This is a genomic window from Caulobacter sp. GW821-FHT11E11 (assembly GCF_058808315.1).
Window position 1 is genome coordinate 232,989 of sequence record NZ_JBXARO010000005.1, and the last position, 24,050, is coordinate 257,038.

The 24,050-nt window shown below is 68.7% G+C and carries 27 protein-coding genes; 9 read left to right on the plus strand and 18 right to left on the minus strand.

Annotation, left to right across the window (positions count from 1 at the left end; genetic code table 11):
* The first annotated feature begins 88 nt into the window (after positions 1 to 88).
* From nadA to nadC, 3 genes are read left to right on the plus strand one after another with little or no spacing between them, the layout of a single operon-like run.
* Entirely contained in the window at positions 89 to 1,177 is a 1,089-nt protein-coding gene (gene nadA, locus AC1RR5_RS14330) for a quinolinate synthase NadA (protein WP_492922311.1), read from the plus strand.
* 40 nt (positions 1,178 to 1,217) lie between these two features.
* Entirely contained in the window at positions 1,218 to 2,747 is a 1,530-nt protein-coding gene (locus tag AC1RR5_RS14335) for an L-aspartate oxidase (RefSeq protein ID WP_492922312.1), read from the plus strand.
* On the plus strand, positions 2,744 to 3,592 hold the full coding sequence (gene nadC, locus AC1RR5_RS14340) for a carboxylating nicotinate-nucleotide diphosphorylase (protein WP_492922313.1): 849 nt from the start codon (positions 2,744 to 2,746) through the stop codon (positions 3,590 to 3,592). Before AC1RR5_RS14335 ends, nadC begins: the two co-directional genes overlap by 4 nt.
* On the opposite strand, the gene AC1RR5_RS14345 is transcribed toward nadC, so the two are convergent.
* The 3 genes from AC1RR5_RS14345 to AC1RR5_RS14355 all read right to left on the minus strand — a co-directional run bounded on the left by AC1RR5_RS14345 (position 3,589) and on the right by AC1RR5_RS14355 (position 5,665).
* Positions 3,589 to 4,005 carry an MAPEG family protein gene (locus AC1RR5_RS14345; RefSeq protein ID WP_492922314.1) on the minus strand — a complete coding sequence of 139 codons (417 nt, stop codon included), beginning with the start codon at positions 4,003 to 4,005 and terminating at the stop codon, positions 3,589 to 3,591. The genes nadC and AC1RR5_RS14345 overlap by 4 nt on opposite strands.
* Before the next feature lie 78 nt (positions 4,006 to 4,083).
* The gene (locus AC1RR5_RS14350; RefSeq protein ID WP_492922315.1) at positions 4,084 to 4,932 is read right to left on the minus strand and encodes a prephenate dehydratase; all 849 of its coding nucleotides are present in this window, start codon (positions 4,930 to 4,932) and stop codon (positions 4,084 to 4,086) included.
* Between the two features lies 1 nt (position 4,933).
* Entirely contained in the window at positions 4,934 to 5,665 is a 732-nt protein-coding gene (locus tag AC1RR5_RS14355; protein ID WP_492922316.1) for a 3-deoxy-manno-octulosonate cytidylyltransferase, read from the minus strand.
* Between the two features lie 155 nt (positions 5,666 to 5,820).
* On the opposite strand from AC1RR5_RS14355, the gene AC1RR5_RS14360 reads away from it, so the two are divergent.
* Both AC1RR5_RS14360 and AC1RR5_RS14365 read left to right on the plus strand, forming a co-directional pair.
* Positions 5,821 to 6,522, plus strand: coding sequence for a c-type cytochrome (locus tag AC1RR5_RS14360; protein WP_492922317.1), 702 nt, complete (start codon positions 5,821 to 5,823; stop codon positions 6,520 to 6,522).
* Between the two features lie 112 nt (positions 6,523 to 6,634).
* A complete protein-coding gene (locus AC1RR5_RS14365; protein WP_492922318.1) occupies positions 6,635 to 7,144 on the plus strand; it encodes a thioredoxin family protein in 510 nt (169 codons plus the stop codon).
* Positions 7,145 to 7,151: 7 nt separating this feature from the next.
* Here AC1RR5_RS14365 and AC1RR5_RS14370 read toward each other — a convergent pair whose 3' ends face one another.
* The 3 genes from AC1RR5_RS14370 to AC1RR5_RS14380 form a co-directional block, all read right to left on the minus strand.
* Positions 7,152 to 8,396: a DmpA family aminopeptidase gene (locus AC1RR5_RS14370; protein ID WP_492922319.1), complete on the minus strand. Its 1,245-nt coding sequence runs from the start codon at positions 8,394 to 8,396 to the stop codon at positions 7,152 to 7,154.
* 62 nt (positions 8,397 to 8,458) lie between these two features.
* Positions 8,459 to 9,292 (minus strand): C40 family peptidase, encoded by an 834-nt coding sequence (locus AC1RR5_RS14375; RefSeq protein ID WP_492922320.1) that lies wholly within the window; start codon positions 9,290 to 9,292, stop codon positions 8,459 to 8,461.
* On the minus strand, positions 9,289 to 10,695 hold the full coding sequence (locus tag AC1RR5_RS14380; RefSeq protein ID WP_492922321.1) for a leucyl aminopeptidase family protein: 1,407 nt from the start codon (positions 10,693 to 10,695) through the stop codon (positions 9,289 to 9,291). The genes AC1RR5_RS14375 and AC1RR5_RS14380 overlap by 4 nt, the downstream gene beginning before the upstream one ends.
* 85 nt (positions 10,696 to 10,780) lie before the next feature.
* On the opposite strand from AC1RR5_RS14380, the gene AC1RR5_RS14385 reads away from it, so the two are divergent.
* Positions 10,781 to 11,596: a tetratricopeptide repeat protein gene (locus tag AC1RR5_RS14385; protein WP_492922322.1), complete on the plus strand. Its 816-nt coding sequence runs from the start codon at positions 10,781 to 10,783 to the stop codon at positions 11,594 to 11,596.
* Positions 11,597 to 11,606: 10 nt separating this feature from the next.
* Here the strand turns inward: AC1RR5_RS14385 and AC1RR5_RS14390 are convergent, their stop codons facing one another.
* The 11 genes from AC1RR5_RS14390 to AC1RR5_RS14440 all read right to left on the minus strand — a co-directional run bounded on the left by AC1RR5_RS14390 (position 11,607) and on the right by AC1RR5_RS14440 (position 21,650).
* The gene (locus AC1RR5_RS14390; RefSeq protein WP_492922323.1) at positions 11,607 to 11,804 is read right to left on the minus strand and encodes a hypothetical protein; all 198 of its coding nucleotides are present in this window, start codon (positions 11,802 to 11,804) and stop codon (positions 11,607 to 11,609) included.
* A gap of 76 nt (positions 11,805 to 11,880) precedes the next feature.
* Positions 11,881 to 12,867, minus strand: coding sequence for a type II secretion system F family protein (locus tag AC1RR5_RS14395; protein ID WP_492922324.1), 987 nt, complete (start codon positions 12,865 to 12,867; stop codon positions 11,881 to 11,883).
* 12 nt (positions 12,868 to 12,879) lie between these two features.
* Positions 12,880 to 13,857, minus strand: coding sequence for a type II secretion system F family protein (locus AC1RR5_RS14400; RefSeq protein ID WP_492922325.1), 978 nt, complete (start codon positions 13,855 to 13,857; stop codon positions 12,880 to 12,882).
* A 6-nt stretch (positions 13,858 to 13,863) separates the two neighbouring features.
* The gene (locus AC1RR5_RS14405) at positions 13,864 to 15,396 is read right to left on the minus strand and encodes a TadA family conjugal transfer-associated ATPase (RefSeq protein ID WP_492922326.1); all 1,533 of its coding nucleotides are present in this window, start codon (positions 15,394 to 15,396) and stop codon (positions 13,864 to 13,866) included.
* Complete coding sequence (locus AC1RR5_RS14410) at positions 15,397 to 16,965, minus strand: CpaE/TadZ family protein (protein ID WP_492922327.1); 1,569 nt, start codon at positions 16,963 to 16,965, stop codon at positions 15,397 to 15,399.
* Positions 16,965 to 17,645 (minus strand): CpaD family pilus assembly lipoprotein, encoded by a 681-nt coding sequence (locus tag AC1RR5_RS14415; protein ID WP_492922328.1) that lies wholly within the window; start codon positions 17,643 to 17,645, stop codon positions 16,965 to 16,967. Before AC1RR5_RS14415 ends, AC1RR5_RS14410 begins: the two co-directional genes overlap by 1 nt.
* Positions 17,646 to 17,654: 9 nt before the next feature.
* Entirely contained in the window at positions 17,655 to 19,298 is a 1,644-nt protein-coding gene (locus tag AC1RR5_RS14420) for a type II and III secretion system protein family protein (protein ID WP_492922329.1), read from the minus strand.
* Positions 19,295 to 20,188, minus strand: coding sequence for a Flp pilus assembly protein CpaB (gene cpaB / locus AC1RR5_RS14425; RefSeq protein ID WP_492922330.1), 894 nt, complete (start codon positions 20,186 to 20,188; stop codon positions 19,295 to 19,297). The genes AC1RR5_RS14420 and cpaB overlap by 4 nt, the downstream gene beginning before the upstream one ends.
* A gap of 212 nt (positions 20,189 to 20,400) precedes the next feature.
* Positions 20,401 to 20,913 (minus strand): A24 family peptidase, encoded by a 513-nt coding sequence (locus AC1RR5_RS14430; protein ID WP_492922331.1) that lies wholly within the window; start codon positions 20,911 to 20,913, stop codon positions 20,401 to 20,403.
* 162 nt (positions 20,914 to 21,075) lie between these two features.
* Positions 21,076 to 21,252: a Flp family type IVb pilin gene (locus AC1RR5_RS14435; protein ID WP_492922332.1), complete on the minus strand. Its 177-nt coding sequence runs from the start codon at positions 21,250 to 21,252 to the stop codon at positions 21,076 to 21,078.
* 221 nt (positions 21,253 to 21,473) lie between these two features.
* Positions 21,474 to 21,650, minus strand: coding sequence for a Flp family type IVb pilin (locus AC1RR5_RS14440; protein ID WP_492922333.1), 177 nt, complete (start codon positions 21,648 to 21,650; stop codon positions 21,474 to 21,476).
* 317 nt (positions 21,651 to 21,967) lie between these two features.
* On the opposite strand from AC1RR5_RS14440, the gene AC1RR5_RS14445 reads away from it, so the two are divergent.
* From AC1RR5_RS14445 to AC1RR5_RS14455, 3 genes are all read left to right on the plus strand, one after another.
* Positions 21,968 to 22,417 (plus strand): pilus assembly protein N-terminal domain-containing protein, encoded by a 450-nt coding sequence (locus tag AC1RR5_RS14445; protein ID WP_492922334.1) that lies wholly within the window; start codon positions 21,968 to 21,970, stop codon positions 22,415 to 22,417.
* 105 nt (positions 22,418 to 22,522) lie between these two features.
* A complete protein-coding gene (locus tag AC1RR5_RS14450; protein WP_492922335.1) occupies positions 22,523 to 23,065 on the plus strand; it encodes a TadE/TadG family type IV pilus assembly protein in 543 nt (180 codons plus the stop codon).
* Entirely contained in the window at positions 23,062 to 23,628 is a 567-nt protein-coding gene (locus AC1RR5_RS14455) for a TadE/TadG family type IV pilus assembly protein (RefSeq protein ID WP_492922336.1), read from the plus strand. The genes AC1RR5_RS14450 and AC1RR5_RS14455 overlap by 4 nt, the downstream gene beginning before the upstream one ends.
* Positions 23,629 to 23,631: 3 nt before the next feature.
* Here the strand turns inward: AC1RR5_RS14455 and AC1RR5_RS14460 are convergent, their stop codons facing one another.
* A complete protein-coding gene (locus AC1RR5_RS14460) occupies positions 23,632 to 23,928 on the minus strand; it encodes a GIY-YIG nuclease family protein (protein WP_492922337.1) in 297 nt (98 codons plus the stop codon).
* Positions 23,929 to 24,050: the final 122 nt, after the last annotated feature.

Consider the following 24,050-nt stretch of genomic DNA (forward strand, 5'->3'; position numbering starts at 1 on the left):
GACGTCGGGTCCGAGCGGAACGCTCCGCAAAGCTCCGGCGTTTTTTGAGGCCCTGGAAATGCTCACTTTGAGCATAACGGAGTATCAGATGGCCGACGGCTTTACCGCTCCGCTTGAGTTCACCGCCCAGGTCGAGGCGGAGACCAGCGGGATCTGGGACAAGGTCAAGCACCACGTCACCCCGATGGAGTGGCGGGCGCAGGCGCCGCTGATCGCCGAGATCAACCGGATCAAGCGCGAGAAGAACGCCGCGATCCTGGCTCACAACTACATGACGCCGGACATCTTCCATGGCGTGGGCGACTTCGTGGGCGACAGCCTGGCGCTGGCCAAGGAGGCCGCCAAGAGCGACGCCCAGATCATCGTCCAGGCCGGCGTGCACTTCATGGCCGAGACCAGCAAGGTCCTCAGCCCCCAGAAGAAGATCCTGATCCCGGATCTGAAGGCCGGCTGCAGCCTGGCCAGCTCGATCACCGGCGCCGACGTGCGGCTGATCAAGCAGCGCTATCCGGGCGTGCCGGTCGTCACCTACGTCAACACCACGGCCGACGTGAAGGCCGAGACCGACATCTGCTGCACCAGCGCCAACGCCGTGCAGGTCGTCGAGTGGGCCGCCAAGGAATGGGGGACCGACAAGGTCATCCTGATCCCCGACGAATATCTGGCCCGCAACGTGGCCCGCCAGACCGATGTGAAGATCATCGCCTGGGCCGGTCATTGCGAAGTGCACAAGCGCTTCACCGTCAGCGACATCGCCGACATGCGCGCGGCCTGGCCGGGCGCGGAAGTGCTGGCCCACCCCGAGTGCCCGGCCGAGATCCTGGAAGCCGCCGACTTCGCCGGCTCGACCGCCGCGATGAACGACTATGTCGCCGCCAGGAAGCCGGCCCAGGTGGTGCTGATCACCGAGTGCTCGATGGCCAGCAACGTCCAGGCCGAAAGCCCGCTGACCCAGTTCATCGGCCCCTGCAACATGTGCCCGCACATGAAGCGGATCACCCTGCAGAACATCCACGACGCCCTGGTCTACGAGCAGTACGAGGTGACGGTCGACGCCGACATCCTCGACCGCGCCCGCCTGGCCGTGCAGCGGATGATCGACCTGCCGCCGCCGGTCGTGCCGGCCCGGTACGACCTGGTGAAGGCCCGGCATCACGTGAATGTCGAGCTGATCTAGCGCCGCCTTTTTCTCCCCCCTCCCTTGGGAGTCGTTTTCAGTGACCGAACGCGTGAACTTCGACGGCCCCGTGATCCTCGGGGCCGGGCTGGCCGGTCTCACCGCCGCGCTGGCGGCGGGCAAGGCCCTGGTGCTGTCGCCGACGCCGCTGGCGACCGGCTGCTCCAGCGCCTGGGCGCAAGGGGGCATGGCCGCCGCCCTGGCCGCTGACGACACGCCTGAACTGCACGCCGCCGACACCATCGCCGCCGGGGCGGGTCTCTGCGATCCGGACGCCGTCGCCCTGCTGACCCACGAAGGCCCGCAGGCCGTCCGGGATCTCGCCGCCCGCGGCGCGCCGTTCGACCGCAAGACCGCCAAAGAAGGACAAGAAGCCGAGTTCGTGCTGAGCCTGGAGGCCGCCCACGCCAAAGCCCGCGTCGCGCGGGTCGGCGGCGACGGGGCCGGCGCGGCGATCATGGCCGCGGTCATCGCCAGCGTCCGCGCGACGCCGAGCATCGAGGTCCGCGAGAACGCCCGCGCCCGCCGCCTGCTGCAGGACAAGACCGGCCGCGTGGTCGGGGTGCTGGCCCAGATCGGCGACGCGCTGGTGGAAATCCGCGCCAAGGCCGTGATCCTGGCCACCGGCGGCGTCGGCGGGCTCTATGCCGTCACCACCACGCCCGCCCAGGTGCGCGGCGAGGGTCTGGGCCTGGCCGCCCTGGCCGGCGCGACGATCGCCGATCCGGAGTTCGTGCAGTTCCACCCCACGGCCATCGACATCGGCCGCGATCCCGCGCCCCTGGCCACCGAGGCCCTGCGCGGCGAGGGCTCGATCCTGCGCAATACGGATGGCCACGCCTTCATGGCCGACTACCACCCGGCCAAGGAGCTGGCGCCGCGCGACGTCGTCGCCCGCGCCATCCACGCCGAACGGGCGGCCGGTCGCGGCGCCTTCCTGGACGCCACCACGGCGGTCGGCGCCCACTTCCCGCACGAGTTCCCGGCGGTGTTCGAGGCCTGCCGCAGCGCCGGCATCGACCCGCGCCGCGAGATGATCCCGGTCACGCCGGCCGTGCACTACCACATGGGCGGCGTCGCCACCGACCTGGACGGCCGCACCAGCCTGGCGGGCCTCTACGCCGCCGGCGAGTGCGCCTCGACCGGCGTGCAGGGCGCCAACCGCCTGGCCTCCAACAGCCTGCTGGAAGCGGCCGTCTTCGGCGCCCGCGCCGGCCATGCGGCGGCGACCGAAGGCTTGAACGGCGGCGAGCCGGTCAGCCTGGCGCCCCTGCCCGACCTGCCGGACGCGACGCTGCAGATCCTGCGCAAGGCCATGAGCCGCGACGCCGGCGTGATCCGCGACGCGGCGGGCCTGACCCGCCTGCTGGAACAGATCGACGCGCTGGAGCCGGCCGTCGGCCCCTGCCCGCCCCTGGTTACCGCCCGCCTGATCGTCGACGCCGCCCTGGCCCGCCAGGAAAGCCGCGGCGGCCACTATCGCAGCGACTTCCCCGCGGCCGCCCAGCCGGTCCGCACCTTCGTGACCCTGGAGAACACGGACGCCGCCGTCCGTTACGCCGCCGAATGACCATCACGCCCTTGGCCGACCTGCTGGTCCGCCCGATCGTCGACCTGGCTCTGGCCGAGGACCTGGGCCGCGCCGGCGACATCACCGGCGAGGCCTGTATCGATCCGGACGCCCGCCTGTCGGTGGTCTGGGCCAGCCGCCAGGACGGCCGGGTCTCGGGCCTGTCATGCGCCCGCCTATCCTTGGCCGCCCTGGACCCGACGGCGAGCTTCGAGGTCGTCTCGCCCGACGGCTCGGACGTCCTGCCCGGCACGGTCCTGGCCCGCGCCGAGGGCAACGCGCGCGCCGTGCTGATCGCCGAGCGCACCGGCCTGAACCTGCTGGGCCGCCTGTCTGGCATCGCCACCCTGACGCGGGCCTATGTCCGTCTGGTCGAGGGCACCGGCGCGACCATCGTCGACACCCGCAAGACCACGCCGGGCCTGCGCGCCCTGGAGAAGTACGCCGTCCGCTGCGGCGGCGGGGTCAATCACCGCTTCGGCCTGGATGACGCCATCCTGATCAAGGACAACCACGTCGTCGCCTGCGGCGGTGTCGGCGAAGCCGTCCGCCGAGCGCGGGCCTATGCGGGGCACCTAGTCAAGATCGAGGTCGAGGTCGATGGGCTGGACCAGCTGGAAGCGGCGCTGAAGCACGGCCCGGACGTGGTGATGCTGGACAATTTCAGCCTCGAGGACCTGCGCACGGCCGTGTCCCTGGCCAAGGGCCGGGCGGTGCTGGAGGCCTCGGGCGGGGTGAACCTGACCACCGTGCGGGCGATCGCCGAGACCGGCGTCGACGTGATCAGCGTCGGCGCGCTGACGCACTCGGCTCCGGTCTTGGATATCGGGCTGGACGCGGCCTAGAACACCCTCACCAGCTCCCGCACCACCATCGCGGCCAGCACTCCGGTCGACACCACGAACAGCAGGAACCGCACCGCCACCAGGTTCACACTCACCTGCACCAGGCTGTGCAGCACCCGCGCGCCCACATAGACCCAGGCGAAGTGCACGGCCATGCCGTCGGCATGCCCGGCGACCTGGATGGCCAGCGCCGCCGCGTAGAAGATGGTCGGCTGTTCCATCAGGTGGTTGTAGTTGTCGGCCGCCTGCCGCGCGCCGTCAGGCAGCTTGTCCAGCGAGCCGGGGAACCGCGCGTCCTGCGGCTTGATCCCCGCCTTCTGCATCGCCGGGATCCGCTGGACGTACATCCACAGCCAGATCAGCAGCGACCAGCCCACCAGCGCCATCACGGGCGCGATCATCGGAGTTTGCATCGTGGTTCCCTCCCCATTTTGAGGGAGGGTAACCAGAGAACGACGTTATCGAAAAGCGTGACGTACGCGGAAAGCCGCCTAGCCCCGATCCCGGAACGGATCGGCCGGGTAGACGCCCAGGATCTCGAAGCGCTCGGAGAAGAACTTCAGCTCGTCCAGGGCCAGGGCCAGCGAGCGATCCTCGGGCCGGCCGTCGACCTCGGCATAGAAGAAGGTCGCCGTGAAGGCGCCGCCTTCCATGTAGCTTTCCAGCTTGGTCATGTTGACGCCGTTGGTCGCGAAACCGCCCAGGGCCTTGTAGAGCGCCGCGGGCAGGTTGCGGACGCGAAACACGAAGCTGGTCACGCAGCGGTGGGTGAATTCCGGGGCCGGCGGGGCCTTGTCGGCCGTCATCACCAGGAAACGGGTGGTGTTGTGGCGTTCGTCCTCGATGTCGCTGGCCAGGATATCCAGGCCGTAGATCTCGGCAGCCAGGGCCGGGGCCACGGCGCCGCGCGTCGGGTCGGGCTTCAGGGCCAGGGCCTTGGCCGCGCCGGCGGTGTCGCCCGCCGCCTCGGTGGCCACGCCCAGCTTGTTCAGGCTGTGACGGCATTGGGCCAGGGCGATCGGCATCGAGGCTACCACCTTGATGTCGGCCAGCTTGACGCCCTTGTTGGCCATCAGCTGGAAGCGGATCGGCTTGAAGCGCTCGCCGATGATCTTCAGCCCCGAGGCCGGCAGCAGGTGGTGCACGTCGGCGACCCGGCCGGCGATCGAGTTCTCGATCGGGATCATGCCCAGCTCGCACACGCCGGTCTTGATGGCCTCGAACGCCTCCTGGAACGTCGCGCAGGGATAGGCCTCGTGATCCGGGAAATAGGTCCGGCACGCCTCATGGCTGTTGGCGCCGGGCTCGCCCTGAAAGGCGATCTTCTTGAGGATGCTCATTCTATTTCCCTGCCACTTGTCGCGCGGCTTCGAGGTCGGATGGATTGTCGACGGAGATCGGCGCTTCGGCGGCCACCGCCGCGCGGATGATCATGCCCTGCTCCAGGGCGCGCAGCTGTTCCAGCTTCTCGCGCTTCTCCAGCGGCGAGGGCGAGGCGGCGTTGAAGGCCTCCAGCGCCTCGCGGCGATAGCCGTAGAGGCCGATATGGCGCCACACGGGCGCGTCGCCATAGAGGGTGGAACGGGTGAAATAGAGCGCGCGGCCGCTTTGGCCGTCGTCTTCCATGGCCAGCACGGCCTTGACCACGTCGGGGTTGGAGCGGTCGGCCGGCGAGGCCTCTGGCGCGACCACGGTGGCGATATCGGCGTCGCCGAACTCTTCCAGGATCTTCGCGCAGTCGCTGAGCACGGCCGGATCGACGAACGGCATGTCGCCCTGCAGGTTGATGACCACGTCGTGCTCGAACTGGGGATCCAGCTGCGCCAACGCCGCCAGGATACGGTCCGAGCCCGAGGGCAGGTCGGGGTCGGTCAGCACCGCCACGCCGCCGGCCGCCTGCACGGCCTCGACGATCTCGGCGTCGCCGGCGGCCACGGCCACCGGGCCGATATTGGCCGCCAGGGCCTGGCGCAGAACCCGGACGATCATCGGCTCGCCGCCGATGTCGGCCAGCGGCTTGTTCGGCAGACGCGTCGCCGCCATCCGCGCCGGGATCAGGACGATGGGGTTCATGACGCTTCGTGGCCTCAAATCTTTGCCAACCGGTTGCGCGAGGGGCGGTAGCGTGTAAGAGACGCGAGCGCAACATGACGCGTACTGGGGGGATTCCGGTACGTGAGTTTCAGACCCGCCTTTCGACGGGTGGACAAGAGGCTGACAAGGCTGAAATGAGCGACCTGACGTTCAACAAGATCGCTGGCGGCGTGCTGCTGACCGGCCTCATCATCTTCGGTCTGCGGGAAGCCTCGGACATCGTCTTCAAGAAGCATGAAGTCGAGAAGGCCGGCTACGAGATCGCCGTGCAGGAAGAATCGGCTGGCGGCGCCGCCGCGGTCGACACCCCGCCAGACTGGAATGCCGTGCTGACCCCGGCCAACGTGGCCGCCGGTGAAGCCGTCGCCGCCAAGTGCGCCGCTTGCCACAAGCTGGACGCCTCGAACGCCAACGCCACCGGCCCCGGCCTGTGGGACGTGGTGGGCCGCAAGCCGGCCGGCCACCCGGGCTTCAACTATTCGGGCGCGATGAAGGACTTCTCGGGCAAGACCCCGATCTGGGACTACGACGCCCTGTACCTGTTCCTGAAGGCGCCCGGTAAGGACGTCCCCGGCACCAACATGACCTTCGTGGGTCTGAAGAAGCCGGAAGATCGCATCGCGATGATCGCCTACCTGCACAGCCTGGGCAGCAAGCTGCCGGTGCCGCCGCCGCGTCCGGCCGCCGCCGCCGCTGCTCCGGCCGCTGAAGGCGCTCCGGCTGCCGACGCCGCCGCGCCTGGCGCCGTGGGCGGCACGACCGCTCCGGCCGCTGGCGCGGCTGCCGCTCCGGCCGCCCCGGCTGCCGGCGGCAACACCGCCCCGCCGAAGGCCTGATCACCTTTTAGGCTGATCACTGAATCTGAAAGGGCCGCGAAGTTTTCTTCGCGGCCCTTTTTCTATCTGACAGCTAGGCTTTCGAACTCAAGGTTCCTTCGAAAGTCTGTCGATGAAGCTCCGCGTCCTGGCCCTCGCCGGCCTCCTGGTCCTCACCGCTCCGGGCCTGGCCCTCGCCGCCAAGGCGCCCACCGTCGCCCTGAAGTCGATCGACGGCCTGCCGACGCCCCTGCCCTTCCCCTATGACGAGAAGGCCGACGCCGAGGCCGATCTGGCCGCCGCCATCAAGAAGGCCAAGGCCCACAAGAAGCTCGTCCTGATCGACCTGGGCGGCAACTGGTGCGGCGACTGCCGCGTGTTCGCCGGCGTCATCGAGCAGCCCGACGTCAAGCGTTGGGTCGACAAGCACTACGAGGTCGTGACCATCAACGTGGGCCGCTACGACCACAACATGCAGATCCCGGCCCGCTACGGCGTCGACAAGCTGAAGGGCGTGCCGTCCTTCCTGGTCGTCGACACCAAGGGCAAGCTGGTCAATGACGGCGCCTTCTTCGCCCTCACCGACGCCCGCCACATGACCCCGCAGTCGATCGTCGACTGGCTGGCCCAATGGGTGAAGTAGGCAGCCTCTAGGGTTTGGTCGCCCGCCCGTACGTCTTCATCGCCTCGAGCATCCGGTCCACCGGCATGGCGTAGACGCGTACGTCGTCGGCGCCGGTCATGGTCTCGCCCGCCAGCAGGGCGTTGGTGATGGCGGCCTCGGTCGCCTGGGCGGTGGCCTTGAACAGCGGGTCCAGTTGGTCGTTGCCCAGCATGCGCACCGACGACTCGCCTTCCGCCGACCAGGCCTTGGGATTGGCCGTCGAAAAGGCGATGAAGATGTCGCCCGAGCCGTTGCCGCCGAAGCCCCCTTGCCGGCCGACGCCCAGCGAGACCCGGGTGGCCAGCCGCTTCAGCTGATGCGGCAGCAGCGGCGCGTCGGTGGCCACCACCACGATGATCGAGCCCTGCTCGCGGACGTCGTCGGCCAAGGCTTGGCCCCGTCCCGCCGCCGGAGCGTCGCAGGGCTTCAGCCACTTGCCGGCCGGCGGGGGCGTCGTCCCGCTGGCGTAGCAGGGCATCAGGTCGGGAATCGCCTCGCCGATCGGCGCGCCGGCGATGCGCAGATCCTTGCGGCCGCCGAAATTGCACTGCACCAGCACGCCGACGGTGTAGCCGCCTTGCTTGGTGGTCAGCACCCGCGAGGCGGTGCCGATCCCGCCCTTGAAGTGCAGGCAGACCATGCCCGTGCCGCCGCCGACCGAACCCTCCTGCACCGGGCCGCCCTTGGCGCTGTCGAGGGCCGCCAGGACGTGCTCCGACTTCACATGGAAGCCGTTGATGTCGTTGAGCATGCCGTCATAGGTCTCGGCCACCACGGGCAGCCACCAGGGCTGCAGCACCGCCTGGCGCGACAGCTCCCACTTGATCACGGCGTCGCGGACCACCCCGACGCTGTGGGTGTTGGTGATGGCGATCGGGCCTTCCAGATAGCCGCCTTCCTGCAGCCAGGTCGTGCCGGTCATCTCGCCATTGCCGTTCAGGGTGAACCAGGCGCCGAACACCGGATCGACATCGGCCTTGCCGCGCGGCAGGACCACGGTCACGCCGGTGCGCACGGGGCCCTGGCCGAGGACCAGCTTGCCGTGGCCGGAGATCAGGGTGGTGTGGCCGACCTCGACCCCGGCGACGTCGGTGATCGCGTCCAACGGCCCCGGCGTTCCGCCGATCGGCAGGGCCAGGTTGTTCTCGCGCGGACCGGCGTGCGCCGAAGAGGCGAGCAGAATCGCGGCGAGGAGCGGCGCGAAAAGCCCGCGTAGACGGTCGGTCGGCATGTGTCTGTCCCACTGGATGTCGTGGAACGATAGGCCTGTATGGGCGGAGGTTGGAAGGCTCTTCAGACCCGCCGAAAGCCCAGTGGCGCACCCGTCGGCGTGCCCTCGATCCGCGCGATCGCCTCGGCCAGCGGCTCGACCGCCGTCGCCATGTGGTGGGCGTTGGCGTGCAGGATGGTGTCGGCGCCCAGCAGGATGGCCACGTGGCCCTTCCAGAAGATCAGGTCCCCGCGTTTGCGGTCGGCTTCGGCGACCTCCGCAAAGAAGCCGCGCTGCATGTCGGTGTCGCGCGGACAGGCGCGGGCGCAGGCATAGAGGGCCTGCTGGACCAGGCCCGAGCAGTCCAGGCCCAGGCTCTCGCGGCCGCCCCACTGGTAGGGCGCGCCCAGGAAACGTTCGGCGACGGCGACGTAGTCCTTCTCGCCCCGGCCGATGGCGGTCAGGTGGCTCTCGACGAACCAACCCGTGCCGGCGCCCTTGGCGAAGCGGCCTTCACGCTCTTCAATCGTGATCAGGCTGTTGAGGCTGTAGAGCCCTTCGGGCCGCGACTTGATGTCGGGCTTGCTGAAGGCGTAGGTGCGGATCGCCGACACCGCGTGGGTCGGCGGATGGCCCTGCTCGGCCAGGTCGGCGATCGCGACATAGCCGACATAGCCGTCGCGCGGGGCCTGGCCCCAGGCGAAGCCGTCCTTCTCTTCCAGCACGCGGAAGACCTCGCCGAACAACAGCTGGTCCCACTGCTCGGCGTCGGGCGCGGCGGCGGCGCGGATCGCGGCGGCCGGGACCGCGCAGACCATGACCCGGCTCTCGGCATAACGCTCGGCCGGGGCCAGGCCTTCCAGGCGCTGGTCGGCGAGGTCAGGGCGGGCCAGGGTGATGCGGGTGTCTAGCGTCATGCGAAGCGGCTCTTGATCATGGCGAACGCGGCGCGGATGGCCTGGACCTCCGCCCCTACCGGGAATCCGGGGCGTCCCTTGGGGTTCCAGGCGAAGACGTCGAAGTGGGCCCAGGGTCCCACATCTTCTGCATTTGGGGCGAAGCGCTGCAGGAACAAGGCCGCCATGGTGGCGCCGGCCTGGGCCCAGCCGTCGGGATCGTTCTTGAGGTCGGCGATGTCGCTGTCCAGGGCCTCGCGATAGGCGTCGGTCAGCGGCATGCGCCACAGGGCGTCGGAGACGGTCTTCGAGGCGGTCTCGATCTGGCCGGCCAGCTTGTCGTCGGGCGTCCAGAACGGGATCACGAACGGGCCCATGGCCATCCGTGCGGCGCCCGTGAGCGTGGCGAAGTCCAGGGTCAGGGCGGGCTTGAGCTCGGCGGCGCGGGTCAGGGCGTCGGCCAGGATCAGGCGCCCCTCGGCGTCGGTGTTGCCGACCTCGACCGTCAGGCCCGCGCGGGTCTGCAGTACGTCCCCCGGCCGCATGGCGTCGCCGGCGATGGCGTTCTCGACCACCGGGGTCAGGATCACCAGGCGCACCGGCAGCCCGGCCTCCATGATCATCCGGCCCAGCGCCAGGGCGTGAGCGGCGCCGCCCATGTCCTTCTTCATGTGGCGCATGCCGGCCGAGGGCTTGATGTCCAGGCCGCCGGTGTCGAACACCACGCCCTTGCCGACGAGCGCCAGCACGGGATGCGAAGGATCGCCCCAGCTGACCTCGATCATCCGCGGCGCGCGCGCGTCGACGGCGGCGCGGCCCACGGCGTGGACGGCGGGATAGTTCTGCAGCAGCAGGTCATCGCCGCGCACGACCGACAGCGTCGCGCCGTACTTCTGGGCGATCTCGCCGGCGATGGTCTCGATCTGCAGCGGCCCCATGTCGTTGGCCGGGGTGTTGACCATGTCGCGGCATAGGGCGCAGGCGTGGGCGAAGGCGGTGACGGCGGCGGCGTCGACGCCCTTGGGCGCGACCAGGCGGGCGATCGGCTCGCCCTTCTTCTTGTAGCGATCGAAGCGGTAGGTCCCGAGGGCGAAGGCCAGGGTCGCCTCGGCCGGATCCACGCCCCGGGGGATCTTGCTCAGGGCGTACTGGCCGGCCGGCAGCTTGCCCGCCAGGGTCCGAAACAGCGACAGATCAACGCGGCCCGCGCCCAGGCCGAACAGCACCCGCTCGACCGCGCCGCTGGCGCCGGGGACGCTGAGCACCTGGCCGGCCTTGCCCGCGAACTTGTTGGCGTCGGCGTAAGTCCTTACCGGCGCACGCTTTTGCGCCAGGAAGGCCTCGACATCGCCCTCGGCCAGCGGATGGATCGGGATCGCCTGACCGTCGGCCTCGCTGAGGATCGGATGCGTCGCGTCGGACATCGGCCAAGTCCCTTAAAATTATGCTTAACGATTCCTTGAGGGCCGCGCCCGGACAATGGGCGCACTCTCTGGAGACATGTCTTTCATGTGTCGCAAGCGCGCGCTCGTCGCAACCGTTCTCGCCCCGGCAGCCTTGCTGTTGGCTGTTCCTGCCTTCGCGGCGGACGCGCCCAAGCCCGCGCCGCAAGCGGTCGCTCCGGCGATCCAAAAGGCCTCGGCCCAGCAGCGCGCCGAGGCGCGCCGTCTGGACCCGCTGGCCCGCGCGGCCTTCTGGGGTTCGGAGTTCGAGATCGATCCGGCCGACGCCGAGGCCGGTGCCGGCCTGGCCCAAGCCCTGCGCGGCCTGGGCCGCAACGACGAGGCCGCCGAGACCGTGAGCAAGGCCCTGGTCTCCAATCCGAACGACAACGCCTTGCTGCTGGAACTGGCCCGGGCGCAGATCGCGCGCGGCCAGGGCTTCTACGCCATCGACCCGGCCCGCAAGGCCGCCGCCCAGAACCCCAGGGACTGGCGCCCCCAGACCCTGCTGGGCGTGGCCTACGAACAGGCCGAGCGCGACGAGGAATCCGAGGCGGCGCACCGCCAGGCCCTGGCGCTGGCCCCCAATGAGGCCACGCCGCTGGCCAACTACGCCATGCACCTGGCCGCCAAGGGCGACCTGACCGGCGCCGAAGCCCAGCTGCGCCGCGCCGCCGCCCTGCCGACGGCCACCATCCAGGTGCGCCAGAACCTGGCCCTGGTGGTCGGCTTGCAAGGCCGCCTGCCCGAAGCTGAAAAGCTCGCCCGCGCCGACCTCCCGCCCGAGCAAGTCGCCAACAACCTGGCCTACCTCCGCGCGGCCATCGGCCAGTCGGGCGCGAACCGCTCGTGGGACGCCATGAAGGCCGGCGGCGGGCAGTAAGGGCTTAGCCCTACCCCGCCAGCGCCTGGCTCATCACCTGGGCGGCCTTGCTGAAGGTGTTCAGCAGGGGGTCGGCCAGCAGGTGTTTCATCGTGAACGCGAAGAACGCCGCCAGGCCCAGCAGCAGACCCAGCTCCAGGGCCGCGCCGCCCTCTTCCTCCTCCGCGAAAATGCGGACCGGAGGACCCTTGCCGAAACCATAATCCATTGCACTGTCCCAAACCGAAACGTTCCGGTTAAGGACTCGCAAACCATACGCCAGGTTGGGGGAGGCGGAGGACGGGCTACTTCTTCCCGAAGACGTCCATGATGCTCATGATCGCCGGGCCCAGGATCATCATGAACAGCACCGGCAGGAAGAACATGATCATCGGCACGGTCAGCTGAGCCGGCAGGGCCGCAGCCTTCTTCTCGGCGGCCGAGAGACGCAGTTCGCGGTTTTCCTTGGCCATGACGCGCAGGGCGGTGCCCAGCGGCGTGCCGTAGCGCTCGGCCTGGATCATGGCGGTGGCGACCGACTTGATGCCGGGGTGGTTGGTCCGGCGGGCCAGGTTCTCATAGGCCTGGCGGCGATCGGGCAGGTACGACAGCTCGGCGGTGAGCAGCGAGAGCTCCTCGGCCAGCTCCATCGACGAGGCGCCGACTTCCGCGCCCACCTTCTGGATGGCCGCCTCGATCGACATGCCGCTTTCCACGCAGATCAGCAGCAGGTCCAGGGCGTCCGGGAACGCGGCCACGATCGACTCGCGGCGCTTCTGGGCGATGTTGCTGATGTAAACGTTGGGCGCGTAGTAGCCGAGCGCCAGGAAGCCCACGCAGAAGCAGATCTTCTGGATGGGCAGAAGGCCAAAGCCGTTGATGACGTACAGATAGAACGCCGCCACGGCCGCGCAGGCGAACGGCATGATGAAGCGGAAGAAGTAGAAGGTCGACACCGGGCGCGGGCCGCGGAAACCGGCCTGGGCCAGCTTGTCGACGACCTTGGGATCCTCCAGCAGCTTGGACAGCTGCAGCCGCTCGACGACGTTCTTGTACAGGCCTTCGTCGGTGTGGCGCAGCGTGCTGGCGCCGGGACCGGTGCGTGAGGCTATGTTCTGGCGCGACTTTCGTCGCAGCTCCTCGCGGCGGTTGGCCACCGACTTCAGGCGGCCTTCCAGGTTGTTGTCGCGCATGGCCGGGGCGGACAGGGTGATGATGGTGGCGAACACCACGAGGGCGATGAACGCCGTCAGCAGGTTCGAGGGGTCGGTCAGGGTGTCGACGATGCTCACTTGGCCCTCCCCCTAGAACTTGAAGTTGATCATCTTGCGCATCACGAAGATGCCCATGGTCATCAGGGTGGCGCCGGCCAGCAGCATCAGGTGGCCGCGCGGGTCGGTGAACATCGGCTTCATGTAGGCCGGCGACGTCACGGTGATCAGGGTGACCACGCCCGGCGGCATGCAGCCGATGATGAAGGCAGAGGCGACCGCTTCGGCCGACAGCGCCTTGATCTTCTCCTTCATCAGCTTGCGCGCGCGCAGGACGGTGGAGAGGTTGCCCAGGGCTTCGGCCAGGTTGCCGCCGGTCTTCTGCTGGATGGCCAGCACGATGGCGAAGAAGCGCAGCTCGTTGGTCGGCATGCGCTCGTACATCTTCTCCAGGGCCGCATCCATCGGCACGCCCATGGCGACGTTCTCGGTCAGGGTGCGGAACTCGCCGGCCAGGGGCTCGGGGCATTCCTTGCCGATGATCTTGAGGCAGTCATGGACCGGCAGGCCCGACTTGATGCCGCGCACGATGATGTCGACGGCGTCGGCGAAGGCCTCGGTGAACTTGGTCGTGCGACCCTTGCCCAGGAAACCCAGCACCCAGCGCGGCAGGCCGGCGCCGGCGGCGAAGCCCGCGCCCAGGGCGACCAGCGGCTGCTGGCCCAAAAGCAGGATGATCAGGGCCACGAACACGCCCAGCACGCCGCTGATGATCCAGAACATCTTGACGTTCTGGCCCAGGCCCGCGGCCTGCATGCGCGCGCCGATGCTCAGCGACGCCTTCTTCTGCTTGCGTTCCTGGTCCTTCAGGGACTTGAGGATGGCCTGGCGACGGGCGTCGGGCGTGTTGGCCGCGGCCTTGGCGCGGACGCTGGCCTGGCGCTCGCCGCCGCCAGCGATCAGCTGGGCGCGCTTGGCCGCCTTGGCCGAGCCGCTGTCGCCGCCGGCGAAGGCGAAGCCCAGCCCCGCGATGGTGATGAAGCCCAGGATCCCGGCCAGGATGAACAGCATCGCCGCCTACTCCGCCGCGTCGAGGGCTTCGGCCAGCTCGCGCTCCAGGCCGTAATAACGGGCGCGATCCCAGAAGCGCGGACGGGCGATGCCGGTCGAGCGGTGCTTGCCCACGACCTTGCCGTGCTCGTCCTCGCCGGTGATCTCGTAGACGAAGAGGTCCTGGGTGACGATCACGTCGCCCTCCAGGCCGACCACCTCGGTGATGTGGGTGATGCGGCGGCTACCGTCGCGCAGACGAGCCGCCTGGACGATGACGTCGACCGAGCCGACGATCATCTCCTTGATAGTCTTGGAGGGCAGGCCGTAGCCGCCCATCGTGATCATGCTCTCGATACGGCTGATGGCTTCGCGCGGGCTGTTGGCGTGCAGCGTGCCCATCGAGCCGTCGTGGCCGGTGTTCATGGCTTGCAGGAGGTCGAACGCCTCCGGGCCACGGACTTCGCCGACGATGATCCGTTCGGGACGCATCCGCAGACAGTTCTTGACCAGATCGCGCATGGTCACCGCGCCGGAGCCTTCCAGGTTCGGCGGACGGGTTTCCAGGCGCACCACGTGCGGTTGCTGCAGCTGCAGTTCGGCGGCGTCTTCGCAGGTCACGACCCGTTCGGTGGGGTCGATGAAGGCGGTCATGGTGTTGAGCAGCGTCGTCTTGCCCGAACCCGTACCGCCCGAGATGACGATGTTGCATCGGCAGGCGCCGATGACCCCCAGAACCCGCGCCCCTTCCGGGCTGATGGAGGCGAACTCCACCAGGTTCTTCATGGTCAGCTTGTCCTTCTTGAACTTACGAATGGTCAGGGTGGGACCATCCAGAGCCAAGGGCGGGGCGATGACGTTGACGCGCGAGCCGTCGGGCAGACGGGCGTCGCAGATCGGCGAGCTTTCGTCGACGCGGCGGCCGACCTGGCTGACGATCCGCTGGCAGATGTTCATCAGCTGCAGATTGTCGCGGAAGCGCACGTTCGTGAGCTGGACCTTGCCGCCGACTTCGATGAACACGCGGTGCGCGCCATTGACCATGATGTCGGCGATGTCGTCGCGCGCCAGCAGGGGCTCCAGCGGACCGTAGCCGAGGACGTCGTTGATGATGTCCTGGACCAGGTGCTCCTGCTCGGACACCGACATCGAGACGTTCTTGATCGCCACCAGCTCGGCGACGATGTCGCGGATCTCCTCGGCCGCCGCCTTGATGTCGAGCTGGGCCAGCTGGCTCAGGTCGATGGTGTTCAAGAGGGCGTTGAAGATCGTGGTCTTGGTGGCGTGGTAGTAGTCGCTCTGCTCGCGGACGATGTTGGTCGTCTGGGCGGCGGCGACGCCTTGGGCGGCGCGCAGCTGGTCCAGGCCCGCCGTCGCCTTGGGCGCGGGGCCCCCTTTAGAAGAAGGACTGGTGACCTTGGGGGCCGGAGCTTTCGGTTCAGGCGGAGCGGCGGCCGGCTCGACCCGTTGCGGGCGCGTGGCGATAGGCGCGCCGCCCGTCGGAGCGGGGGGCGGCGCCTTCGGTTCGGCGGGGGCTGACTGGTCGCGCTTGCCGAACATCTACTTCTTCTTGAACAGGCCCGAGAGCATGGAAGATTTCTGGACGGGCGGCGGCTCGCGCCGGCTGATCAGGCGGGCCAGGTGCTCCAGCCCCTCGGCGGCCTTCGACTTGGGCGCCACCTCGGCCAGCATCTGACCGTTGTTGGCCGCCAGGCCGTAGGGCTTCGGATCGAACGGCAGCACCAGCGAGGGCTGGACGCCCAGAGCCTCGCCGAAGTCCTTCACTGGGATCTCGGGACGGCCGGGCACGCCGACCTGGTTCAGAACGAGCCGCGGCGGCACGTCGTTGGGCCGCGAGCTCTTGACCAGGTCGATGATGTTCTTGGCGTTGCGCAGGGAGGCGAGATCGGGCGTGGCCACCACGACCAGGTCGTCCGAACCGACCAGCACGCGGCGCGTCCAGGCGCTCCAGACGTGCGGGATGTCCAGCACCACGAAGGGCGCGGCGCCGCGGATCTTCTGGGTCACTTCCTCATAGGCGTCGGCGCCGATCTCGTAGTCGTCGTCCAGCGTGGCCGGGGCGGCGAACAGCGACAGGCGATCGCCGCAGCGGACCATCATCCGGTCCATCAGCACCGGGTCCAGGCGGTCGGGCTGGGTCAGGGCGTCCAGGACGCCTTGCAGCGGATCCTGGTTGAAGTCGAGGCCGGCGGTGCCGAAGGCCAGGTCCAGGTCGACCATCACGGTCGCCGTCTGCATCTTCTCGGCCATCGACCAGGCGAAGTTGTGGGCCAGGGTCGAGGCCCCCACCCCGCCCTTGGCGCCGACGAAGGCGATCTGGCGGCCGACGAACGGCGCGGACGGGTCGGCGTAGAGGCCGCCGACCGCGCGGATCACCTGCAGCGGCGACAGCGGCTGGGTCAGGTACTCGCTGACGCCGCGGCGGATCAGCTCGCGGTACAGGGCGATGTCGTTGGTCTGGCCGACCACGACGACCTTGGTGCCCGGGTCGCAGACCTGGGCCAGGCTGTCGAGCAGGTGCAGCAGGCGCTGGGCGGTGTCGGTCGTCTCGACCATGACCAGCGAGGGCGTCGGCTGGTTCTGGTAATATTCGACGGCCGCTTCGAGGCCGCCGTCGCGGACGAGCGTCGAGGCGCGGGCCATGCGGCGATCGGCGGCGGCGTGCTGGATCAGCGCCATCGTCTCGGGACGGGCGCAGAAGGCGTGCACGCTGATGCGCGGGATCACCGCCTCACCCATGCCGCTGTCGGCGATCGGCTCCTGATAGGCGGGCTCGGCCGCGACGGGCGGGGCCTTGGGCGCGATGTCCAGGTCGCGGTCATAGTCCGGCGCGGCGGCGACCGGCTGCGGCGCGCGCTGCTGCTGTTGCGGCTGCGGGGCGCGTTGCTGCTGCTGCGGTCGCGTGACCGGCGGCGCGGCCTGCGGCGCGCGGGCCGGCGGGGCGTCATCGCGCGGACGGGCCGGCGGGAAGTCGGCGAACGGGTCGTCGAAGCCGCCTGCCGGCGTCAGCGAGGGAGCCGACGAGCGCCAGGGATCGGACGCGCCGGTCGTGAACTCGTCGGCGGCGTCGAAGCCCAGGTCGAAAGGATCGTTGTCTGTCGGGCGCATTACGGGATCGCCTTCGAGATGGTGCCGCTGGAGGAGTCGTCCTTCTTCGTGCTGGTGACCTCGCCCTTGCGGTACTTGCCCAGGACGCCGTCACGCCGGCCCGTATCGGCCGGATCCATGTCGCGCGGCCGGATCAGGTCCTCGGGGTTGGCGACCTGGGCGGCGATGTTCGCGGCCAGGGCGCAGCCGAAGTTGTCGTAGGCGGTGTTGTTGCGGGTCGCCGTCAGGTTCTCCCAGCGCTGGCCGCACTTCAGCGGCTCGGCGGCGTAGCGGAGGAAACCGACGCGGATGGTGTCGTCCTCGGGACCGACCGGGTTGAAGCCGACGACCCGCACGCGCGAGCCCGGCGCGCCCAGGTCGATCAGCCGGTCGCGGACCTGGGTGGCCATCATGCCCGAGGCGTTCGGCGCGGTGATCACCAGTTCGCGGCCCTCGGCTTCCAGCCAGCGGCGGTGCAGGTCTTCCAGGGCGACAACCTGGTTGGCCGACAGCCCCGTCGCGTGCGGGGCCAGCACGATCTCGTCCGGCGCGGAGGTGACCTTGATGCGGTCCACCCACTGCTGGGTCTCGGTGGCGGCGGTCTTGGACGGCCCCTGGTCGGGCGGCGTCGAGGCGCAGGCGGCCAGCCCGGACAGGGCGCCGACGAGAAGGACGGTTCGGACGATGTGTTTGTGCGTCATGGCGGCGTCCTACTCGATCACGTAGCCGACCGGGCCCTGGTACGCGCGCCCGGAGTTCGCGCCGGCCGGCGCCTTGACCACCTTGTTGAGCCGGCCCAGCAGGACCGTGCTCATGTCGTTGGCGAACTCCAGATTGTCGGCCGGAGTCTGCAGGTTCTGCGGACGGGTGGGGTCCACGATGTAGGGGGTGACGATGATCACCAGCTCGGTCTGGCCGTTCTGGAAGTCGCGCGAGCGGAACAGCGAGCCGAGGATCGGCAGGGTGGTCATGCCCGGCAGCGAGTCGATCGTCTGCTTGGTGGTCTGCTGCAGCAGGCCGGCGATCATGAACGAGCCGCCCGAGGGCAGTTCGACCGTCGTCTCGGCGCGGCGCACCGACAGGCCCGGAACGACCAGGTTGGTCGAGGTGCTGGAGGCGACCGAGAACGAACCCAGGCTGGTCAGCTCCGAGATCTCGGTGCTGATCTTCAACGAGATGCGGCCGCTCGAGAGGACCACCGGGGTGTAGCCCAGGCCCACGCCGTAGGGCTTGAATTCGATCGAGATGCGGCCGTTGTCGTCCGAGCCGGTCGGCACGGGGAATTCGCCGCCGACCAGGAAGTTGCCCTTCTCGCCCGAGACGGCGGTCAGGTTCGGCTCGGCCAGGGTGCGGACCAGGCCCACGCGTTCGAACGCCTGGATCGCGCCCTTGGCGCTGTTCAGGCCCGCGCTGCCGGCCCGGCCGACGCCCACGCAGTTGGCGGGGTTGGTGCGATCGGTGATCACCGACTTTTCGCAGTCCGAAGGCGAGGCGGCGAGCACCTGCTTGGTGGTGTCGACGCTGTAGCCGCCGGTCAGGCCGCCCATCAGGCTGCCATTGACCCCGAAGGTCGGCGTCAGGTTGAAGCCGTATTGGGTCTCGCCCAGCTGGCCCAGCACCGCGCCGGTGTTGAAGCCCAGCTGTTTGACGATGTTGCGCTGCACCTCGACGATGCGGACCTGCAGCATCACCTGGTCCTTGCCGGCGATGGTCAGCATGTTGAGGACCTTGTCCTCGGCGCCGACATAGCGGACGGCGATGCGCGAGGCCGCGTCGGATTCCGAGGCGTTGCGGACGGTGCCGGTCAGCACCACGCTGTCGCGGATCGGCTGCACGCGGATCTTGGCGTTGGGCAGCACGCTGCTCAGGGTGTCGGCCAGCTGGTCGACGGGCGCGGTCACCCGGATGTTCAGCGACACGATGCGGCGGCCGGTCGCGTCGAAGAAGGCCGCGTCGGTCGTGCCCTCGGTCAGGCCCACAACATAGATGCGGCGCTTGTCGCGCAGCACGGCGTCGGCGATGGCCGGGTTGGTGACCAGCAGGTCGCGGACGTCGGTCGGCAGCTCGATGATCGCCGACTTGCCGCGGGCCAGCTCGACGGCGGCCGCGTTCTGGTCGGCGGTCAGGGTGATGCGCACCACCTGCTCGCTGGGCGGCGGGGCGTAGACCGGCGCGGGCGGCGGCGGGACCGGACGCGAGACGCGCGCGGCGGGGCGATAGACGTGCGAGCCGCCCACCGGACCGTCGGCGAAGGCCGGCGCGGTCCAGGAGAGGGCCAGCATGGCGGCCACGGGGGCCGTCAGGCGCTTTCTGGTCATGTTGGCTTTCACGAGACGGCTCATGGGGCGGCTCATGGGCGCACCGCTACGCTGGTGGTCTGGCCGCCGCGGTTGATCCGGACGGTGGAGTCGTCTTGGGCGGCCGGGCGCGTCATGCCCGAGGGCCCGCCCAGGTCGGTATAGGCGCGCAGGGCCAGCGAGACGGCGCCGGCGGCCTTGGCGCGGGCCAGGGCCTCGGCCTCGACCGGACCGACCTCGAGGGTGGCGGTGGCCGCGACGATGGACTTGGCGTCCTTGTCGGCGGCCGTGCTCTGGTCCAGCGCCAGGACGCGGATGTTCTGCAGCACGGTCTCGGCGACGACAGACTTGCCGCCGCCGCTGTCGGGCGAGGTGTTCTGGACGTCGCGGGTCATCAGCACGTCGACGCGGTCGCCGGGCAGGATGAAGCCGCCCACGGCGGTGTCGGAGGTGACGGGCACGGACATGGCGCGCTTGCCGGGGGTCAGCACGACCGAGAGGTAGCCGCCCTCCCCGCCGCGCACGATCTTGCGGTTGGTGATCGGCTCGCCGGTCAGGATCGGGTCGCGAACGATCGCGCCCTCGACGACCTTGGCCGGATCGCCGCCGATCATCTGGTCGGCGGTGTTGGCCAGGCTGGCCTTGGCGGCCTCGACCTTGCCGTCGGGCTTGGCCGGAGCCGCGCCGTTGGTGATGAAGGCGCCATTGATGGCGTCGGACGGCCAGGCCTGCCAGGAGACGTCGGCGGCCACCAGGCGGGTGCCGATCGGCAGGTCGCGCTTGGCCACCAGGACCTGGGTCATGGGCTTGCCCGGCGCCTCGGCGGGCGCGGCCTGGGCCGTCGGCGCGGCGGCGGGCTTGCCGCCCATCGCCTTCTGCAAAACCACGGCGAGGCCGATGGCCGAGATGGCGGCGACGAGGACGATCAGGAGGCGAACGGGGCTCATGGCGCGGGCTGAAACTCTAGGGTGAGCCGCACGGACGCCTTCAGGCGAACACGCACGATTCGTCAGTCAGCCTTTCTGGCCACGCCCCATGGTCGCTTGCGCATGGTTAACGGGCGCTAAAAGTTTTTGCGTCGAAAGCCGACTGGCGCGCGACAGGCTGTCGCGGGACGAGTCAGGCAAGCGCGGCCGCAACCGCCGCGTGCAGGGCGCAATTAGCCCAGGAGTCCGTGGGCCAGCGGGCTTTGCGGGAAGGCCGCCAAGGCGCCGATGGCGATGGCGACGCCATAAGGCAGGTCGCCGCCCGTCGTCCCCAATTTGCGTAGCCAGCTGGGACCGCCGGCCACGGCCGGAGCCAGCCAGCCCGAACGCAGGGCCAGGATGGCGAAGGTCAGGGCGCCGCCGGCCAGGCCCGTATAGAGCATGAACGGCAGGGCGGCGGGCCAGCCGACCCACAGGGCGCAGGCCGCGAACAGCTTGCCGTCGCCGCCGCCGATCCAGCCGGCCGCGAACATGCCGATGCCCATCAGAAGGCCCACGAAGCCCACGGCCGCGCACAGCCCGACCTGGCCCAGGGGCGCGCCGACGGCCAGGGCCGCGACCGGAAAGGCGCCGATCAGGGCCAGCGAGACCCAGTTGGGGATCGTGTAGCTGGTCAGGTCCTTCAGCGCCCCGACGATGGCGAGGGCCGGAAAGACCAGCAGCAGCGAGATCTGAAGAGCCTGCATGGCGGGAAAGGGTCTCGTTGGTATCGCGTCATTGTGGGACAGGACGGGTGAAGCAATCGTTGAGCCCGCCGCGCTCCGAAACGGAAAAGCCGCCCGACAAAGGAAAAGGGCCGAGGCATGACCTCGACCCTTTCCGTTTTCGAGCGTGTGCGCTGGATCCGATTAGGAACCGGCGGCCTTCGTGGCGTCGGCGGCCTTGGTGAAGGCGCCCGAGATATTACCACCCAGCGTGGTCACGGCGCCGACGATGATGACGGCGATAAGGGCGACGATCAGGCCGTATTCGATGGCGGTGGCGCCCGATTCATCTTGGGCGAAGGCTTTGAGCAGGCGCGTCATGAACGCAGTCTCCGTTGGGTTGAACCAATGACGCGACAATATGTCGCCGATAGTGAATCAACCCTTAGAGTTGTCGGTTAACGCGCTGCACAACCTAAAGAAAATCGACGCTGATCGCGAGTATTTTCAGGTGATCGCGTCATCGCCAAAGACTTGAAAACAAAGAAAAAGGGCCGAGGCGTAAGCCTCGACCCTCTTTTTTCGAGCGGCGAAGGATCCGATTAGGAACCAGCGGCCTTCGTGGCGTCGGCGGCCTTGGTGAAGGCGCCCTTGATGTTGGTGCCGAGCGTCGTGACGGCGGTCACGATGATCACCGAGATCAGGGCGACGATCAGGCCGTATTCGATGGCCGTGGCGCCCGATTCATCCTTCAGGAAGCGAGTGACGAACTTGGTCATGACTTGGTCTCCTAAACCAGTAGCAGTTGATTTGAGGCTTTCAAGCCGTTCGACTTGCTCACCCCCGAAAACACGATCAATTTGGCCCGGCGCGCTTAATGCTGAGTAAACATCGAATAGTTTCTGGCGATTTTCTTTTGGTTTATTTGTATTTACCATTACTTGTTCTTAACCACGACACTTCGAAGACCTCTCAAACCCTTTGGAATCAAGGAGTTTCTCAAGCGACGCTTGGACGCACACAGCCGCGCTTTAGTCTTTTGTTGACCAAACAAAGTGATGCTGGCGGACGTTCGGATCCGAGATCGGAAACCTCTATGCGCCGCCTTTCGCTCGCCATCGCCGCCGCCCTGACCTTCTGGGGCGTCGCCAACGCCCAGACCCTGCCCGTCCGCGCGACGCCCGTAAGCGCCTCGACGGGCGCCTCGGCGGACCTGCCGGTCGCCGCCGGCCAGGCCTCGTACGTCAACCTGGGCGGCGCGGTGCGCGACATCGTGGTGGGCGATCCCAGCATCGCCGACGTCAGCGTCGTCAACGACCGCACCCTGGTCGTCCTGGGCAAGAAGCCGGGCGTGACCAGCCTGCTGGCCTTCGGTCCCAGCGGCCGCGCCCTGGCCGACCGCCAGATCGTGGTGTCGGAGAACGGCAGCGGCGGCGTCACCGTCTATCGCGGCAACACCGCCAGCAACTATGCCTGCGCCGACCAGTGCACCCGCCTGGGCGCGCCGGCCGCCGCCGCGGCCGCCCCGGCCCCGACCACGCCGTAACCGCGCCTCGTACGTACGCGGGCGCGCGCCTAACGCGCCGTTAGGATCGTTCGGCTAGTCTTTTCCGCGATCGACCCTTCCGGGGTCCGAAGGGACTTTCGCCGCATGGCCCGCATTCTCGCCAACGCCAGGAAACGACTGGCCCGCCACGCCAGCCGTTTCGCGCGCGCCGAACGCGGGGCCACCGCCGTCGAGTTCGCCCTCGTCGGCGTGCCCTTCCTGCTGCTGATCTTCGCCATCATCGAACTGGGCCTGGTGTTCCTGGTCTCCACGACGCTGGAGACCGCCGTCGCCGATGTCGGCCGCACCATTCGCACCGGCCAGGTCCAGACCGGCAGCGGCACGGCCGCCACCTTCAAGACCGCCGTCTGCAACAAGCTGAGCTGGCTGGGCTCCAAATGCCAGGGCGCGTTGCAGATCGACGTGCAGACCTACAGCGACTTCGCCGCCTCCAGAAACGCGTCCAATGAAGCCACCGTCCCTACGTCGATGCGTTGGGATCCGGGCCAGCCGGGCTCGATCGTGCTGGTTCGCGCCTACTACACCTGGCCGCTGATCACGCCGCTGCTGAGCACGGGCCTGCAGTCGTCCAACGGCAAGCGGATCATCTACGCCGCGACGGCCTTCTCGAACGAGCCCTACCAATGAGCGCGCCCCGCCCCCTTGGTCGCCTGACGCGCTTCTGGCGCAACCGCCGCGGCGCGACCGCCGTGGAGTTCGCCCTGATCGCGCCGCTGCTGATCACCATGTACTGCGGCATGGCCGAGCTGACGCAGACCATGATGGCCCAGCGCCGCCTGTCCAACCTCGCCTCGGCCATCGGCGACCTCGTGGCCCAGAGCAGCCAGACCGGCCCGCTGAAGACCGCCGACATCTTCAAGATCGGCGACACCATCATGGCGCCCTTCCCGACCACGGGCCTGCTCAAGCAGTGCCTGCTCAGCGTCACCTCGGACGCCAACGGCAAGGACACCGTCGCCTGGTCCAAGGCCTCGGTCACCGGCATGACCAACTGCCCCGCCCAGGGCACGGTGCTGACCGACGTCCCCGTCGGCGTGCTGCCCGCCAACCAGAGCGTGATCCTGGCCCGCGTCAGCTACACCTACACCTCGGCCATCAAACTGGTCCTGCCCTCGGGCATGACCTTCAACCGCACCTACTACCTGCGTCCGCGCAAGACCGACTCGGTGCTGTGGAACGCGGCGAGCTAAAGTCTAGATCAAGCCTTCATAGAGATCGTCCCAGGCCGGATTCTCGCGCTCGATCAGATTGATCTTCCACTGGCGCGGCCAACGCTTGAGACTGCGCTCGCGCTGGAAGGCGACACTCATGTCTTCGTGGGTTTCGTACCAGACGAGGCGTTTGAGGCCATAGGTCCTGGTGAAGCCCGGCATTAGGCCCTCGCGGTGCTCCCAGATGCGGCGGTTCAGATATCCCGTCGCGCCGATATAGAGCGTGCCTAGACGCTTGTTGGCCATGATGTAGACGGCGATGTAGCGCTCCTCCCGCATGAGGGGAGAATTTCAGATATACACTTATAAGTAAATATCCATGCCTTCCTCGCCCTCGTGGCGAGGACCCATGGCGCCGCCAGGTTAAGAGATCGGGAACGGCCGCATCCGCACCGCCACGC

Excerpts from the sequence above, each read along its gene's own strand:
- AC1RR5_RS14365 (WP_492922318.1), top strand. The coding sequence starts at position 6,635 with ATGAAGCTCCGCGTCCTGGCCCTCGCCGGCCTCCTGGTCCTCACCGCT.
- AC1RR5_RS14380 (WP_492922321.1), bottom strand. The coding sequence starts at position 10,695 with ATGTCCGACGCGACGCATCCGATCCTCAGCGAGGCCGACGGTCAGGCG.
- AC1RR5_RS14460 (WP_492922337.1), bottom strand. The coding sequence starts at position 23,928 with ATGCGGGAGGAGCGCTACATCGCCGTCTACATCATGGCCAACAAGCGT.
- AC1RR5_RS14375 (WP_492922320.1), bottom strand. The coding sequence starts at position 9,292 with ATGACGCTAGACACCCGCATCACCCTGGCCCGCCCTGACCTCGCCGAC.
- AC1RR5_RS14410 (WP_492922327.1), bottom strand. The coding sequence starts at position 16,965 with ATGCGCCCGACAGACAACGATCCTTTCGACCTGGGCTTCGACGCCGCC.
- AC1RR5_RS14355 (WP_492922316.1), bottom strand. The coding sequence starts at position 5,665 with ATGAACCCCATCGTCCTGATCCCGGCGCGGATGGCGGCGACGCGTCTG.
- AC1RR5_RS14455 (WP_492922336.1), top strand. The coding sequence starts at position 23,062 with ATGAGCGCGCCCCGCCCCCTTGGTCGCCTGACGCGCTTCTGGCGCAAC.
- AC1RR5_RS14430 (WP_492922331.1), bottom strand. The coding sequence starts at position 20,913 with ATGCAGGCTCTTCAGATCTCGCTGCTGCTGGTCTTTCCGGCCCTCGCC.
- AC1RR5_RS14435 (WP_492922332.1), bottom strand. The coding sequence starts at position 21,252 with ATGACGCGCCTGCTCAAAGCCTTCGCCCAAGATGAATCGGGCGCCACC.
- AC1RR5_RS14440 (WP_492922333.1), bottom strand. The coding sequence starts at position 21,650 with ATGACCAAGTTCGTCACTCGCTTCCTGAAGGATGAATCGGGCGCCACG.
- AC1RR5_RS14405 (WP_492922326.1), bottom strand. The coding sequence starts at position 15,396 with ATGTTCGGCAAGCGCGACCAGTCAGCCCCCGCCGAACCGAAGGCGCCG.
- AC1RR5_RS14445 (WP_492922334.1), top strand. The coding sequence starts at position 21,968 with ATGCGCCGCCTTTCGCTCGCCATCGCCGCCGCCCTGACCTTCTGGGGC.
- cpaB (WP_492922330.1), bottom strand. The coding sequence starts at position 20,188 with ATGAGCCCCGTTCGCCTCCTGATCGTCCTCGTCGCCGCCATCTCGGCC.
- nadA (WP_492922311.1), top strand. The coding sequence starts at position 89 with ATGGCCGACGGCTTTACCGCTCCGCTTGAGTTCACCGCCCAGGTCGAG.
- AC1RR5_RS14385 (WP_492922322.1), top strand. The coding sequence starts at position 10,781 with ATGTGTCGCAAGCGCGCGCTCGTCGCAACCGTTCTCGCCCCGGCAGCC.
- AC1RR5_RS14450 (WP_492922335.1), top strand. The coding sequence starts at position 22,523 with ATGGCCCGCATTCTCGCCAACGCCAGGAAACGACTGGCCCGCCACGCC.
- nadC (WP_492922313.1), top strand. The coding sequence starts at position 2,744 with ATGACCATCACGCCCTTGGCCGACCTGCTGGTCCGCCCGATCGTCGAC.
- AC1RR5_RS14350 (WP_492922315.1), bottom strand. The coding sequence starts at position 4,932 with ATGAGCATCCTCAAGAAGATCGCCTTTCAGGGCGAGCCCGGCGCCAAC.
- AC1RR5_RS14420 (WP_492922329.1), bottom strand. The coding sequence starts at position 19,298 with ATGAGCCGCCCCATGAGCCGTCTCGTGAAAGCCAACATGACCAGAAAG.
- AC1RR5_RS14400 (WP_492922325.1), bottom strand. The coding sequence starts at position 13,857 with ATGCTGTTCATCCTGGCCGGGATCCTGGGCTTCATCACCATCGCGGGG.
- AC1RR5_RS14345 (WP_492922314.1), bottom strand. The coding sequence starts at position 4,005 with ATGCAAACTCCGATGATCGCGCCCGTGATGGCGCTGGTGGGCTGGTCG.
- AC1RR5_RS14360 (WP_492922317.1), top strand. The coding sequence starts at position 5,821 with ATGAGCGACCTGACGTTCAACAAGATCGCTGGCGGCGTGCTGCTGACC.
- AC1RR5_RS14390 (WP_492922323.1), bottom strand. The coding sequence starts at position 11,804 with ATGGATTATGGTTTCGGCAAGGGTCCTCCGGTCCGCATTTTCGCGGAG.
- AC1RR5_RS14370 (WP_492922319.1), bottom strand. The coding sequence starts at position 8,396 with ATGCCGACCGACCGTCTACGCGGGCTTTTCGCGCCGCTCCTCGCCGCG.
- AC1RR5_RS14415 (WP_492922328.1), bottom strand. The coding sequence starts at position 17,645 with ATGACGCACAAACACATCGTCCGAACCGTCCTTCTCGTCGGCGCCCTG.